The sequence below is a fragment of the Pseudomonas sp. WS 5071 genome, from assembly GCF_012985765.1.
In the GTDB taxonomy this organism is placed as follows: domain Bacteria; phylum Pseudomonadota; class Gammaproteobacteria; order Pseudomonadales; family Pseudomonadaceae; genus Aquipseudomonas; species Aquipseudomonas lundensis_A.
The window spans coordinates 1-15,081 of record NZ_JAAQWY010000018.1; the positions used below are offsets into that span (position 1 = coordinate 1).

Annotated in this window: 12 protein-coding genes and 2 pseudogenes; 5 read left to right on the forward strand and 9 right to left on the reverse strand. The window is 55.4% G+C overall.

Annotated features, from left to right (window positions below):
• From HBN61_RS12570 to hutC, 3 genes and pseudogenes are all read right to left on the reverse strand, one after another.
• Positions 1–268 (reverse strand): annotated as a pseudogene (locus HBN61_RS12570) (urocanate hydratase); the annotation flags it as partial.
• Positions 269–541: 273 nt separating this feature from the next.
• Complete coding sequence (locus HBN61_RS12575) at positions 542–1,120, reverse strand: HutD/Ves family protein (protein ID WP_169964519.1); 579 nt, start codon at positions 1,118–1,120, stop codon at positions 542–544.
• Positions 1,117–1,872 (reverse strand): histidine utilization transcriptional repressor HutC, encoded by a 756-nt coding sequence (gene hutC, locus HBN61_RS12580; protein ID WP_170046893.1) that lies wholly within the window; start codon positions 1,870–1,872, stop codon positions 1,117–1,119. Before hutC ends, HBN61_RS12575 begins: the two co-directional genes overlap by 4 nt.
• 101 nt (positions 1,873–1,973) lie before the next feature.
• On the opposite strand from hutC, the gene HBN61_RS12585 reads away from it, so the two are divergent.
• Positions 1,974–3,338, forward strand: a complete 1,365-nt coding sequence (locus tag HBN61_RS12585; RefSeq protein WP_170046894.1) for a formimidoylglutamate deiminase — start codon at positions 1,974–1,976, stop codon at positions 3,336–3,338.
• Positions 3,339–3,459: 121 nt separating this feature from the next.
• On the forward strand, positions 3,460–4,590 hold the full coding sequence (locus HBN61_RS12590; protein ID WP_169964525.1) for a hypothetical protein: 1,131 nt from the start codon (positions 3,460–3,462) through the stop codon (positions 4,588–4,590).
• Positions 4,591–4,654: 64 nt separating this feature from the next.
• Here the strand turns inward: HBN61_RS12590 and HBN61_RS12595 are convergent, their stop codons facing one another.
• Entirely contained in the window at positions 4,655–6,592 is a 1,938-nt protein-coding gene (locus HBN61_RS12595) for a RecQ family ATP-dependent DNA helicase (RefSeq protein ID WP_170046895.1), read from the reverse strand.
• A gap of 1,282 nt (positions 6,593–7,874) precedes the next feature.
• On the opposite strand from HBN61_RS12595, the pseudogene HBN61_RS12600 reads away from it, so the two are divergent.
• Positions 7,875–8,966: pseudogene (locus HBN61_RS12600) on the forward strand (IS630 family transposase).
• Between the two features lie 204 nt (positions 8,967–9,170).
• Here HBN61_RS12600 and HBN61_RS12605 read toward each other — a convergent pair.
• Together HBN61_RS12605 and HBN61_RS12610 are read right to left on the reverse strand one after the other, a co-directional pair.
• Positions 9,171–9,866, reverse strand: a complete 696-nt coding sequence (locus HBN61_RS12605) for a DUF4225 domain-containing protein (protein WP_170046896.1) — start codon at positions 9,864–9,866, stop codon at positions 9,171–9,173.
• On the reverse strand, positions 9,863–10,360 hold the full coding sequence (locus HBN61_RS12610; protein ID WP_170046897.1) for an Hcp family type VI secretion system effector: 498 nt from the start codon (positions 10,358–10,360) through the stop codon (positions 9,863–9,865). Before HBN61_RS12610 ends, HBN61_RS12605 begins: the two co-directional genes overlap by 4 nt.
• A gap of 313 nt (positions 10,361–10,673) precedes the next feature.
• On the opposite strand from HBN61_RS12610, the gene HBN61_RS12615 reads away from it, so the two are divergent.
• Complete coding sequence (locus tag HBN61_RS12615) at positions 10,674–11,024, forward strand: DUF1493 family protein (protein ID WP_169964532.1); 351 nt, start codon at positions 10,674–10,676, stop codon at positions 11,022–11,024.
• Positions 11,025–11,090: 66 nt separating this feature from the next.
• Here HBN61_RS12615 and HBN61_RS12620 read toward each other — a convergent pair whose 3' ends face one another.
• Positions 11,091–12,632, reverse strand: coding sequence for a phosphoenolpyruvate carboxykinase (locus HBN61_RS12620; RefSeq protein ID WP_094994272.1), 1,542 nt, complete (start codon positions 12,630–12,632; stop codon positions 11,091–11,093).
• Positions 12,633–12,811: 179 nt separating this feature from the next.
• Entirely contained in the window at positions 12,812–13,714 is a 903-nt protein-coding gene (gene hslO, locus HBN61_RS12625; RefSeq protein WP_170046898.1) for an Hsp33 family molecular chaperone HslO, read from the reverse strand.
• Positions 13,715–13,815: 101 nt separating this feature from the next.
• On the opposite strand from hslO, the gene HBN61_RS12630 reads away from it, so the two are divergent.
• The gene (locus HBN61_RS12630; RefSeq protein WP_094994275.1) at positions 13,816–14,613 is read left to right on the forward strand and encodes a phosphatase PAP2 family protein; all 798 of its coding nucleotides are present in this window, start codon (positions 13,816–13,818) and stop codon (positions 14,611–14,613) included.
• Between the two features lie 34 nt (positions 14,614–14,647).
• Here the strand turns inward: HBN61_RS12630 and hslR are convergent, their stop codons facing one another.
• On the reverse strand, positions 14,648–15,055 hold the full coding sequence (gene hslR, locus HBN61_RS12635) for an Hsp15 family ribosome-associated heat shock protein (RefSeq protein ID WP_094994276.1): 408 nt from the start codon (positions 15,053–15,055) through the stop codon (positions 14,648–14,650).
• Positions 15,056–15,081 lie beyond the last annotated feature (26 nt).

The window sequence follows — 15,081 nt, forward strand, 5'->3', positions numbered from 1 at the left end:
GCAAGGTTTCGTCATCATTCAGGTTCGTCAGGCTTTCAACAATTTTGTCGTAGCAGGCCCAGTTACGTGCTGCCCGGCCAATGCCGCCATACACCACCAGCTCGGTCGGGTTCTCGGCCACTTGCGGGTCAAGGTTGTTCATCAACATCCGCAACGGGGCTTCGGTCATCCAGCTTTTGGCCGTAAGACGGGTGCCACGGGCGGCGCGGATTTCACCTTCGCGGTGACGGGTGGACTCGGCTGGCGATTTAGGGGTTGTTGAAGTCACGGGTAACTCCTCAGCAATGGGCAGACGCACACTTATGTACTTGTACATACAAGCATATGCAAGTAAGCGGCCAATTTGGGAATTCTTCCCATGAAAATGACGAGAACCCCGAAAATAGTGGTCCGGAGCACCGTGAGGGATTTTCTGGAAGGAAAGAGAGAAGGCAGAGAGATGTTACGAGAGGAAATTTTTGCGCTGTTCTGAGGCATTCGGTAACAAACGGGCCCCAAGGTGAGCGCACAGCAGCGGCAGACCGCTGCTATGCGATATGCATCAGGCGGCACTTAACTCAATCACACAGCAGCGCCCTGTGACGGTGATTTCCAGCAACCGATCTGCATTGCTCAATTGCAGGCAATCGTAACGGCCAAGGTGTTCATGATGGGTGTTACCGACACCGACCTGGACCTGCTCGCTGGCACTGAATACCAGCACGGTGTGGGCCGAGGTGAAAAAGCGTTGCGGCGTTGTAGCCGCCAGCCATTGCAGGCGGGCGCGGAAGCGATCCGGGGCGTAAATCAGGTTGAAATCGCGGATCGGCCCATCTATCAGGGTGCAGCTCACTGCGCTTTCGCCGCTGAAGGCAAACGCATCGAACGGTAACAAGGCACGCGTGCGCGCGCCGTCCACTTGCAGATTCATGCCCGCGCCTTGTAGCACGCTGATGATGCGCTGATAGCCCTCAAACTGCGAAAAACCGCCCGACTCGCCAATGTCAGCAATCGACAGGCGCCAGCCAAAACCTTCAAGCCCCTCACCTGCATCGCGGGTGATTTCTTCGGTGCTGCCACCGCCGTTTTTCCACGGCATGCGCGGGTAATCAGCGGCGCGTAAAACGCTCAATGCATTCATTTACTGAAACGTCCTTCAAGGCGATGGCGGGAGCCGGGATGAATCAGCCGGGCCGCCGTCACGGGCTGGCGTCCCGACCAGGTCCGACGACGAACCAGCAGGCAGGGCTCGCCGGGTTCAATTTGCAGCAGCTTGCACTCTTTCGGGTCAGCCAGAATAGCTTCGACCACGTGTTCACCCTCCGTCAACGGTGCGACTTGAGACAGATAGGCGTAAGGCGTTTGCAGGGTGAAGTCCTGCTTGAGGTAATCCGGTGCTACCAGCGCATTTACGAAACGGTCCTCAATTTGCACAGGAATTCCATTCTCGTAATGCACGATCAACGAATGAAAAACCTTTTGCCCTTCGCGCATGTCCAGCACCGCCGCACGTTCGGAGCCGGCAGCTTCTTCGCCCAGGCTGATGACCTTGCAGCTGTGCTCATGGCCACGGGCGGCAATCTCGTCAGCGATGTTGTGAACTTCAAACAGTGCAGACTGGGTTTTGGGCTCGGCCACAAATGTGCCGACCCCTTGCATGCGGACCAGCAAGCCGTCAGCAGTCATTTCACGCAAAGCGCGGTTAATGGTCATACGGCTGAAGCCCAATTGGCTGACCAGCTCGCTTTCCGAAGGCACACGGTAATGCGGCGGCCAGTTACCACTCTTGATTTGTTGAGTGATCATCTGTTTAACGCGGGCGTACAGGGGCGCCGGACTATCGCCCATTTGGGCAGCCAGCGGGTTCACGGCAGGCGGAGTCGGCACGGGCATTCCTTGTTGATGAGTAAAGATGCGTAGCTTGCCGGAGTTTACCGAGCAGGCAAACGTCTGTATATGTATATACAAATAACAAACAATAGGGTGCGAAACCGATGTCCGTCTTCTTTGCCGAACGTGCGCTGTTATCCACAGGCTGGGCGACCAATGTCCGAATAGAGATCGGTGAAGATGGCCGGCTCGCGACAATCCAGCCTGATGCCCACGCGCAAGGTGCCGAACGCTTGAATGGCCCATTGTTGCCGGGCATGCCCAACCTGCATTCCCATGCGTTCCAGCGTGCCATGGCCGGTTTGGCGGAAGTGGCTGGCAACCCCAATGACAGTTTTTGGACATGGCGCGACTTGATGTATCGCCTTGTCGGCGAAATCAGCCCGGAACAGTTGGGCATCATCGCCCGCCAGTTGTACATCGAGATGCTAAAGGCCGGTTATACCTCGGTGGCTGAATTTCACTACGTTCACCACGACCTATCAGGTAAGCCCTACACGAATCCGGCCGAGCTGGCGTTAAGAATCAGTGAGGCCGCACGCTCTACGGGCATAGGTCTGACGCTGCTACCGGTACTTTACACACACGCCGGATTTGGGGGCCAAGCGCCAAATGACGGTCAGCGGCGTTTCATCAACAGCACAGAGCACTACCTGAAATTGCAGCAACAGTTAGCGCCATTGCTGGCCGGGCAACCGGCTCAAGCCCTGGGCGTGTGTTTTCACTCGTTGCGCGCTGTGACCCCGGAGCAAATCCATGAGGTCATGAGCGCCAGCAATAGCACGTGCCCGGTACACATACACATCGCGGAACAGCAGAAGGAAGTGGATGACTGCCTGAGCTGGAGCGGCAAACGTCCGATCGAGTGGTTGTATGACAACGTTGAGGTCGATGCACGCTGGTGCCTGGTGCATGCCACCCACGCCAACGCTGACGAAGTGACGCGCATGGCGCGTAGCCAGGCCGTTGCCGGGTTGTGCCTGACCACCGAAGCCAATCTGGGCGACGGTATTTTCCCGGCAGTGAACTATCTGGCACAGGGCGGCCGCCTGGGGATTGGTTCCGACAGCCACGTCTCCTTGAGCGTGGTGGAAGAACTTCGCTGGCTGGAGTACGGCCAGCGCTTGCGCGACCAGCGCCGTAACCGGTTGCATCGCGCCGGTCAGCCCATGGTGGGGCGTACGCTGTTTGACGCGGCGTTGGCTGGAGGCGCGCAAGCCATGGGGCAACCGGTTGCCGGGCTGGCGGTAGGCCAACGCGCCGATTGGCTTGTGCTGGACGGCAACGACCCGTATCTGGCCACGGCACAGGAAGATGCCATCCTCAACCGCTGGCTGTTTGCAGGCGGTGATCGTCAGGTGCGTGATGTGCTGGTCAATGGCAAGTGGGTAGTGCGTGAGGGTCACCATGCTGATGAAATCGAAAGCAGCCAAGACTTTACCCGCGTGCTCAAAGCGCTATTGGGGTAAGCCAGCAACAGTGACTGCAAACAGCTAAGGAAAGTATTCCCATAGCGGCCAAATCTCCTTCTGATGCAGGAGCTTTCCGATCGTTACCTTGCGTTCTCTCCAATGAACGCAAGGATTTATCGTGACTACAGTAACTGTTTATTTCTGCGGCACCGGCTCCACCAAGTTCGACGCGACCCACGAGAACTATTGGAATGGCGAGCTGATTTCGACGCTGGCGTCCCACAGCACAGGTCGTGAATTTGCTGAGTGGATCGTCGTCGATGGCCCCGGCAGCGGCAACTTGCAAGCCGATGAGATGTTCGTGCAGAACAAGGAATACGGCATGACCGGCAGCCTGTTCGGCAACGGCTGGGAAGAGAACGTGAAGCACGCGCTGAGCATTCTCAAAGGCAAGTGCGAATGGCAACGCGAGAAGCTCACCGAAGCGGAATATAACCGTCTCAAAGCGGCCGGTATCCCGATCGAAGACGTGACCGTTACCGGTTCATGGATGTGGCGCAAATACGATTACGGCAACCGCAGCGTGACCCAGCAACAACTGCAAGAGCAGTTGATCAAAACCTTCCGCAAGGACGGCGTGATTCCGACCAAGGTCAATCTGGTGGGCTGGAGTCGCGGCGCCGTCAGTTGCCACATGTTGGCTAACGCCATGCTCAACGACAGTGAGCTGAAAAACATTGCGGTCAACATTTTCGCCGTGGACCCGGTACCGGGCCCGCTTAACTTCCAGAATTCGCGGGTTGAGCTGGGTAAAAACGTTCAGGAGTACGTGGGCTTTTTCGCCCGTGACGAACGCTCCAAAGGGTTTTCTTGCGTGGTCCCGGAAACGGCATCCAATACGCGCGTCCACATTTACCCAATGGCCGGGCGCCATGCCACGCTGGTGGGCAACGCTGCGCCTGATGGTGACAAAGGCGCCAAGGTGCTGGTCGCGCCAGGGATGGTGGTGCGTCATTTCGCAGAAACCTGCCTGACCCGCTGGGGCGTGGCGCTGGATAAGCGCTTGAACCTGTCTGCTGCGGATCTGGAAGCCCAGCACAAAGCCATCGTCAGTGACGATGCGAAATACGCCGCGATGCATAAGTATTCCTACACCAAAATCACGGAGTCGGAGAAAAACGAACGTTACGCATCACTGGGCAGCAAAGGCATCGCCTTCAGCGCCATTAAAGGTGCGCCTTACCAGCCAGTGGCCGGTTTGTCGCAGAGCCTTGCGTACAGCCCCAACACCTACAAAGACATCCTTTGATGTAACGCGTTGAAGCCAACCCTCAGGGATGGGGGTTGGCACGTTCGTGTGCCTGAGGTCCGGGTCAAGCCCCTTGCACATACCGCGCGGCCCAATCGCGAACTTCAGCGTAGGGATACAACTCAAGGGCGGCAAACCCCGGAATGGCACGGGCTTTCATCTTGGTAAACATGGGCACGCTGATACCGCACAAGAAGCGGGTCAGCCGTTCTGCCGGGGGATAACAGCCCGTGTATTCCTGATGCCTGTGGATAAACGGGCCGCATAAGCCTTCAACGTTTTTATCCACAAGCGGCGCAAGCGGTGGCGGCTCAGGCAATTGCGCCACCTGCCCGGCGCAAACCGAACAATGCCCGCAACGTTGCGGTGCATTGTCGTCGCCAAAATACTGCGCCAAGCGATAGCTCAAGCACGTGTCGCTGGCAAACAGCGCCAACATGGCGTGAATGCGCGCGATTTCTGCACGTTCATGGGCCGTAAAGTAGCGATGCAGCTCCAGGCTCAGCGCATCGACGTCCACCTCGTTCACCAGCACGCTGTAAACGTCGGTCATCTGCTTGCTTTCGAGCTCAATCCAGCCTTTCTCCTGAAAATAGTCCAGCGCCTTGACCACGCGATTGCGCTCAGCCTGATGCTGTTCATACAGCGCATCGAAATTTACCGTCCACCAGGTTCGGGCGCGGCTGGAGGTCTGAATGATGCCCGACACAAAATCCCGGCGTTCGCCTTCAAACTGGGCCAACAAGGCCTCGGGCTCGATCAGGCACTTGAAACGGTACTCGGCGAAGTAGGCATAGCGCGGTGCAATCAGGCCACGCAGTTCCAGTTGCACCAACAGGGTTTTCAGGGGCAACTGACGGATATTGCTCTGATCGGACAAGGGCAGGAGCATAAATTCCCACTGACCCTCCGCGATTGCCGCACGCACGTCTTCCAGTACCGTGCGAATGCCTTGCAGCTCGGGGGTGTCGCCATAGACGAAGTTCTCCAGCACATTGAGGCTGTCCCGGTTGGCCAGCACCAGGCAATCCGACGCCTGGCCATCGCGCCCTGCCCGCCCGATTTCTTGGCTGTAATTTTCGATCGACTTGGGCAGGTCAAAATGCACCACATTGCGGATGTCACTTTTGTCGATGCCCATGCCAAAGGCGATGGTGGCAACGATGCAGTTCAACTGCCCGCCCATGAACTGACGCTGAATACTTTCGCGCTGATCGTGGGGCAAACCGGCGTGATAGGCACTGGCGCTGACGCCGTGCTGATTCAGGTGCTGAGCGATGTGCTCGGCCGTCTTCTGCAAGGTGACGTAGACAATACTCGGTTGGCCCTGACGCTCACCCATCCACTGCACCAACCGCTGGCGCTTGGCAGCACCGGTGACAGGTTCGACCCACAGATTGAGGTTAGCGCGGTAAAAACCGGTGGTGACGACATCGGCTTCAGCAATCGCGAACTTGATTTGCATGTCCACAATGACCGCAGGCGTGGCGGTGGCCGTAAGCAACAACACTTGTGGGATATTGAACTGGCGCTGATAGTCCGGAAGCTTCAAATAGTCGGGTCGGAAGTTATGGCCCCATTCCGAAATACAGTGCGCCTCGTCCACCACCAGCAAAGAAATCGGAACCTGCTGCAGAAAATTTCGGAAGCGCTCGTTTTTCAAGCGCTCAACCGAAATCATCAAAATTTTCAACTCCCCCGACTTGGCCCGCGCCATCACCGAACTGGCTTCATCGCGACCTTGTGCCGAGTCAATACTGGCCGCCGGGATGCCGTGGCGCTGGAGAAACGCCAGTTGATCCTGCATCAGCGCCAGCAGCGGCGAGACCACCAACGTCAGGTGAGGCAACAGTAGAGCAGGCAGCTGGTAGCACAGCGACTTCCCGGAACCCGTGGGGAAAATCGCAGCCGCTGAGCGCCCCGCCAACACCGCACGGATGGCCGCCTCCTGGCCGGGACGAAATTGTGGATAACCGAAAACCTGTTCCAGGGTGTTGTGCATCACTGTCACTCCATTGACCGTTGCAAAGCCCGCCAGGCTAACGCCCGCTGCGCAACGGATCGAGAAAAGGTCAGGGGAAATTGAAAGGGAATGATACAGGGTCGAGTTCAACTGTTCGGTGTTGATCGACGAAGGCAGACCTTCAGCCAGGGATACCCCCTGCCCTGCTGTGCTGATGGGTTGAGCGCTGCACAGCGATCGCAACTTCTTGCCTCGACCAGCCCCCTCAAGCGCTTAAGCCCGGTCACCATAGAGTCATTAATGCCGCGAGCCACGATCTTTCAGCGAGTGGCCGAGACGGGTGCATATCCAACCTGGCGGTTTTACTCCTGCTATTGCTACGAACATCCAGGGTCGTTGGATGTTGAAAAGTAGACATTTTTACTGGATGCACTCCCGTCTGCCGCCCAAGAGCTCTCTGCTTGATGGACGCGGCGGGCAAATACGCCGGGGTATTGATTAACCTCCTTGGTCTACAATCTAGTTCAGCGTCAGAACGAAAATTAAAGTCTGCCGGTGCCCAAGCCCGTCTCGACGAACACATCTGGGAAGAGGCGACCTTCATACTGTCGCCGAGGGCATTCACACGCTCCAACGCTATCTGCATCTGGTTAACCCGCGTCGCCCGCAACAGCAATAAAAAAAGCCTGCTGTCAGTGCGACCCCTACCAACCTTGAGACGATCAAAGCGACGCACTGTGGCAGCTTGACATCATTCGCAACTGTCGAGGCTCTGAAGGCGGAGGAGTGAGCTGACGGACTTTAAGCCCGCGAGAGGCGGTGCAGGCCTATCGGCCAGCGCCTAAATCCGAAAAACTTGCAAGTAATCGAATTTAACGGGAGGAACAGGCGGTATGAAATGGGAAAACTTACGCTATTACACAATTGTCATACTGATGGTTTTATCTTCCGGCGTATTCAATACCATGATCATTATTTGGGTGATCGAACAATTTACCACCCTCCATCAGAACATTTATTGGGAAACAGCCATTGTTATTTATCTCGCTATCAGCATAGTAGGGCTACGCTATGCCATACCTAGATTTAGAGGTGTGATATAGAGACTAATACCCTCGTCGCCACCTCAAACTGAAGGGCATGCATGATAAAAAATACAAGAAAACTCCCAAACGCTCGTAAACATACCAAAAAGTGATCACTCATATGAAAGGTCTACGTTACTACGTGACCGAAACGCGCCTAGTTGCCTGAGCGGTTAATTTATCTATCTAATGGTAACGATATACTGTGCGTCCAATGTCATGGATTGGTTATGCGCATGGCCCGACCGACTTCCCCCCTTCGCTTTAATGCCTTCTGATCTCATCGCCCTGCAAGGTTGGTTGCGTATGAGTACGCTGGAACAGAGCCTCGCCCAGCGAGCGCGTATCCTGCTTCTACTGGCTGACGGATTGACGCCCAAGGCCGTCAGCGAGCAGTTGCAGGTTACGCCGCCGACGGTATTCAAGTGGCGAAAACGTTATCTGGAGGCGGGAATCGAAGGGTTGAGCGATATGCCGCGCAGCGGCCAGCCACTCAAACTTGGGCACGATAAAATCAATGAAATCCTGACACTGACTACCCGGCGTGTACCCCAGGAGGCCACTCACTGGAGCGTCCGTTTGATGGCCAAGTATGCGCGGGTTACCACGTGGCAGGTTCGGCAGGTCTGGGCCGCTTCCGACCTCAAACCCCATCGTCTTAAGACCTTCAAAATCAGCAACGATCCTCATTTCGCCGACAAGGTAGTCGACGTGGTCGGGCTCTATCTGAACCCACCGGATAATGCCCTGGTGTTGTCGGTTGACGAAAAACCCAGATCCAGGCGTTGGATCGCACCCAACCGATGCTCCCGCTACGCCCAGGTCAAGTTGAACGCCGGACGCATGATTACAAGCGCCATGGTACGGCGAGTCTGTACGCGGCTTTCGACATCATGACCGTCCAAGTAATCGGACGGATTACCCAGCGCCATCGAGCCAAAGAGTTTCTGGCTTTCCTGCAACAGATTGAACGCAGCACGCCAGCCGGACTGGATCTGCATGGGATTCTAGATAACAGTTCGACCCACAAAACGGCTGTAATCAAGCAGTGGCTGGAAAAGCATCCGCGTTTCAAATTGCACTTCACACCAACCCGCGCGTCTTGGCTGAACGCCGTGGAAGGCTGGTTTGCACAACTGGAAAGACGAGCGCTCTACCGGGGTGCCTTCACCAGCGTCGCCGACCTAAAGGTGGCTATCCGTCAATTTATCGAGGCTCATAATGAGCATTCAGCCAAGCCGTTCAAGTGGAATAAAACGGCTGAGGCCATCATTAGCTCGGTATATAAAGCGAAGCTGAGCGTGATAAAAAATAAATTAATGGATTAACCGCTCAGGGCACCAGTGATGGGCGGATCAAAAAGTTGCTCCTCATTAATCACTTGACCAATAAACAGATCGCCCATTTTAAAGACGCTGGATTGATTTAACTTTTTATTGTATTCATGCAGCCATTGGCGTTATTGGCATGAGTTATGTAGCCCTGAGCTTTCGGGGGATGGCTATAAATACTCTTACACTGACACTACCACCTTATTTTTCAGCAACGTCATCTGGTTTCATGGCAGTGTAAAGAGACTGTATTGTGATGCTATCGACAAGGGCTTCTAGTGCCAGGTATAGCTTCCCTGTTTGTTTGTATGCTCGTTCATAATCGTCCGCGATAGTACGAAACAGCTTAAACGCACCGTCTTTGCGAACCTGCCTACCAAGCCCAATACCTGCCACGATCAAGTCGACAGAATAATAGGCCATATCACCACTGTAATCCCCCTGAAATTTATCTCTGTAAAGCTGTCTCACAGGACCCACAGTATCATTATTACCGTTATATATATTCAAAACCCCTTCATGTATGTTGTTGTAGCCGTGCCCCATCATATATACGCCATAAGGAGCCCCCAGACCTCTACTCGCGATTGTTATCTCAGCCCCTGTTTTTATTTGCACAAGACCTCCCGCAATGCCGATGCCCTTTTTAGCGTAGAACATCACTTTTTCGGCCAGCTGGTCGTACTCAACCCTCAACTCTTGAACACCTTCCCAAGCACTGATAACGCCCTCACTTACGTCCCGGATAACAGCATTCACATAATTGGCAATCACTGCGCTGAATTTGATTTGCAAGACACTGTCAGGCAGATACGTACCGCTTGAAGTACAGCCGAAAGACATCAGATCTGTTGCCGATTTAGTCACATCATGAATGTCATAGTGTTGGTCGCTCATAGTTGGACTTCCCAGGTACTGTATGAACTGGTACCGGCTTGTACGTGTGTCCACGTAATATCGCGATAACGGATAGCAATAAGTTCTTGTGGCTGACCGTCTGCCATATTGATGCTATGAGGGACGTGTGCGTTCATATAGGCAATCCGAGCGCCGGACAAACGAACCGTAAAGTACTTTTCCTGACTACCTATCGAAGACGTACGGTAAAAATCAATGGAGCATTCGATTTCTTCCCCATCATGCAATGCCCCGGCAATCAATGGCGAAGATTTGTCGATGTTCTTAGTGATGACAACTGGCTTGTGTTGCCCGCGTCCGCCAGTGACGCTCCCATCACTACCTGCCACCATGTCGTGGGAATACGCTAACACCATGATTTCATCAAAGTGACCCACTTGGCATTTATTACCGATTGAATCTTGGCTGGAGCAGCCGGAAGAGATGAGCCCTTGTTTTTTTCCAATGATTGACATGTAACCATGATGAGCCATTTTTACCCTCCCCCGAGTTGGCTAATCACTGTATGGCAGGAAGTAGCAATCAGTTGTAGGAATAATCCTTAAGTTCAACCAAAGACACAAAACCGCGGTTTGCATTCCGCTCTGAAGCTTGAGCGGTTAAACGGCAGCCAATGTGAGCACGCGCAAACCGAATGCAGGCCGACGAGGCTGAAGGTAAGCTCGCCCGCAATGACGGTGAGCCGAACACTGCGCTTATGACGAGCACGGCCATTTTCGATTGCAAGCCGGTACAACTGGGTAACGACGTTGTACTTCATCAACCTTGGGTTTACGGACACACCACATGAAACTCGCCACCGACCTCCCCGACACGCCCGCCTTGCGTGAGCTGATGCAATTGCTGCATGAAGAAATCGGTCTGCCGGAGCACAAAACCGTCAGCCTGAAGACGTCGATCAACCTTGATCTGGGCTGCAATGGCCGGGACGCCCAACAGTTGATGGAGGCGCTGGAAGAGCGCTTCGGGCTGACGCTGGAGGATTACGACGCCTATCGCTACTTTCAGCCTGCGGGGCATGACCCGCATCTCAAGCGCAGTGCCAAGGGCCGCGAAAGCAAAGTGCCCTTGACGATTGGCATGCTGTACGCGGCAATTGTGGCGCAGCACTGGGACACCGACAGCCTTGAAGCCTGATTAACAGGTACAAAAAAGCCGCCTTCTCAGGCGGCTTTTTGGTCAATCAGCATTCGGTACGAAGGTTTACGCCTTCGGACCGGCAGCCTTGATTGCATCGCTCACGTCGAACTTCTTGAAGTTTTCGGTGAACAGACCAGCCAATGCTTTGGCGGCTTCGTCGTACGCGGCTTTGTCAGCCCAAGTGTTGCGCGGGTTGAGCAGTACAGTGTCGACGCCCGGTACGGCTTTTGGCACGTCCAGGTTGATGATGTCCAGGTGCTCGGTTTCAGCACCGATCAGCGCGCCGCTCTGGATCGCAGCGATCACGGCACGGGTGGTCGGGATGTTGAAACGCTTGCCTACGCCGTAGCCACCGCCGGTCCAGCCGGTGTTGACCAGGTAAACCTTGGAGCCGAAACCGCGGATACGTTTGATCAGCAGCTCAGCGTATTCACCGGCAGGACGCGGGAAGAATGGCGCGCCGAAGCACGTCGAGAACGTCGACTTGATGCCGCTGCCCGAACCCATTTCAGTCGAGCCTACCAGTGCGGTGTAGCCAGACAGGAAGTGGTAAGCCGCTTGTTCTTCGCTGAGGATCGACACTGGCGGCAGTACGCCAGTCAGGTCACACGTCAGGAAGATCACGGCGTTAGGTTCGCCACCCAGGTTCAGCGGGGCGCGCTTTTCAATCAGTTCACGCGGGTAAGCGGCGCGGCTGTTCTGCGTCAGGCTGTCATCCGCATAGTCAGGCTTTTTGTTGGCGTCGAGTACGACGTTTTCCAGAACGGCGCCGTGCTGGATCGCTTTCCAGATGACCGGCTCGTTTTTCTCGGACAGGTCGATGCACTTGGCATAGCAACCGCCTTCGATGTTGAACACCACGCCCACACCCCAACCGTGTTCGTCGTCACCGATCAGGTAACGGCTTTCATCAGCCGACAAGGTGGTTTTACCGGTGCCGGACAGACCGAAGAACAGGGTCACGTCGCCGTCTTCGCCCATGTTGGCCGCGCAGTGCATCGGCAGGACGTCAACGGCTGGCAGCAGGAAGTTCTGAACCGAGAACAGGGCTTTTTTCATTTCGCCGGCGTAACGCATGCCAGCGATCAATACTTTTTTGGCCGCGAAGTTGATGATCACGCAACCGTCAGAGTGGGTGCCATCACGCTCAGGCTCGCACACGAAGTTCGGTGCGTTGATCACTTGCCACTCATCTTTGCCAGCCGGGTTGTATTGTTCCGGGTTGATGAACAGGCAACGACCAAACAGGTTGTGCCAAGCGGTTTCGGTGGTCATTTTCACGGGCAGGTAGTGCGCCGGGTCAGAACCTACATGAACGTGGGAAACGAAACGCTCGCGCTCACCGAGGTAGGCCGCAACGCGGTCCCACAGTGCGTCGAACTTGTCAGCCGGGAACTTGCGGTTGATCGGGCCCCAGGCAATGGCGTCCTGAGTGGTAGGCTCTTCAACGATGAAGCGGTCAGCTGGCGAACGGCCGGTACGGTGGCCCGTTTTAACAACCAGTGCGCCATTGTCGGCAAGCTCACCTTCACCACGGCTCAGGGCTTCTTTGACCAGATCGTCGATGCTCAGATCGGTGTACACGGCGTTATTAGCTTGCGTCATGAGGTTCCCCGTCGGCCATTGGCCGATTGCGCCAAACGTTTTGTAGTAGAAAATTTTGCACTACTACCGCGAAAAAAGTGGGCCGGATTATGCCAGAAACGCCCAAAAATAGTAGGCCCCACCTGTCAGAACCGCGTTATACCGGGCTTTGACAGGGGTTTTACCTGCGCTGAAACGTTTTAGTGGTGAGTGCCTGAAGGCGTCTCTACACCGGCGCCCGCGAACAATTGATCGACGTCTGCTGCATCGAACAGGTAGCGCTCGTTACAGAATTGGCAATCGATTTCAATATGACCGCCATGTTCTTTGACGAGCGCAAGCGCATCGTCATGACCCAGGCTGGACAATGCATTGCCAGATCGCTCGCGCGAGCAACTGCATTTGAACTCGATGCATTCATCGTCAAAAACGCGTACTTCTTCTTCGTGGAACAAACGCACCAGGATGGTTTGGTTATCCAGCCCCAACAGCTCTTCAACCTTCAGGGTATCGCCCAGCGCATTCAGGCGGTTCCAGCACTCCGCACGTTCGTCTTCGTCTTTGATGACTTCGGCAGGCAGTTGCTGCAAGAGCATGCCACGCGCGCGCTTTCCATCAGCCGCGAGCCAGAAACGGGTAGGCACCTGGTGCGACATCACGAAGTAATTGGTGAAACAGGCCGACAGATCATCGCCGTCCAGGTCCACGATGCCCTGATAGCGCTTGCCGATGGTCGGGTCGATGGTCAGGGCCAGAACCCCGTTGGGCATCAGGTCGCTGAGGGTCGCGTCCGGTTTGATCTGGTCCGCGTCAAATCGGGCCAGCCCGCGAATTTCATGGTGGCTGGTGATTTCAATCATCAGCAACGGAACGGCGCCTTCGGAACGGGCTTGCAGGCTCAGCAAACCGTCGAACTTCAAGGTGCTGACCAGCAACGCCGCAGCAGCCATCAGCTCGCCCAGCAGTTGTTGAACCGGCTCAGGGTAGGCGTGCTTGGCCAAGACCTCAGCGTAGCTGTGATCCAGCGAAACCAGTTCGCCGCGGGTGTCGCTGTTGTCAAAAATGAAACGTTGCGTGAAGTCGGTTTTGCGTAAATCTGACATAGGAATAGGGTTCTAAATTGGTGACAAAATGTGTTCGAGTCTTTATAAAGGCGCGTTTTTAGCACCTATCGGGTGCAAAGACCCAGCCAAGGGGGCATGTCATGAACAATCCCACTCTGTTCCAAACAAGGTGGAACCTCGGAGCCCTAGCGGGGTGTAATTTACTCGCTCTGGGGCTTTTGTGTTTCTGGTTATGGCCATTCGGCCAAATTCTCTGCCTGACTTTCGACGACTGGTTGTTCCATCTGCTCAATCGTCCATTGGCTGATAACCCTATATGGCTCCACATGTGGGCAGTTGCAAGTCTTCGCCCTTTCGATGTGGTTGTCGGCGTGATCATGCTGGCTTTGCTGATCAAAGGTAATTGGGTGTTTGAAGCCACTCAGGTGCGTCGCGCGCTGTTTGGTTTTCTGGCGATCCTGTTGCTGCTGGTGGTGATCCGCGCGCTGTTTTCCAAACTCACCGCCGCGATGGGTTGGCAGCACAACAGCCCGTCGATGGTGTTTGAAGACGCCATTCACCTGAGCGATTACTTCCCCGGCCTGGAAAAAACCTGGGAGCTCAAAGACCGCTCCAGCCAGAGTTTTCCGGGCGATCACGCCTCTGTGCTGTTGATTTGGGGCCTGTTCATGAGCGTGTTCAGCCGAAACGCTGGCCAGAAAGTCGTGATTTGGGGCCTGACGCTGCTGTTCATGATGCCGCGGCTCGTGGCCGGCGCCCACTGGGGCCAGGACGACTACATCGGCGGCTTGCTTCTGGCCTTGCTGGCGTTGGGCTGGGGCTATTACACCCCGTTCGCGGCCCGGGCGTCGGATCTTCTGCTGCGCGTGACAGCGCCGATCTTTTCGCTGTTGCAGCGTCTGCCACTGGTGTCTCGCATGAGCATCGTGCGCGGTTAAGCAACCCGCGTTGGCATGCGGTTCAAACGCCGCTCTACTCGGCGCCGCTGGCATCATGAAACTGATGCAGTTGGCGCCGTTGTTTTTTAGTCGGTTTACCTTCCGTAGTGATCCCCATTGCACCGGATTTACGCATCGCGGCAGCGTGCTCGCGTTTAGCGATGCTTTGCGCTGTTTCGGCGTACAACAATTGCGCTTGCGGTGCGCCACCACGCACGACTGAGAGCGCTTTGACTTCTACCGTTCGCTCTTCCAGGCCCACACGAATCTGCAGCTCATCGCCTACCCGCGGTTCTTTACTGGGTTTGCAGCGCTCACCTCGACAATGGACTTTGCCACTTTCAATGGCCGCCTTGGCCAGTGCCCGGGTTTTGAAAAAACGCGCCGCCCACAACCATTTGTCCAAACGGACCTTATCGTCTTCTTCTTGCTTCTGAGCCATTGGAATTCCTCTTCTTTGGCAGGGTC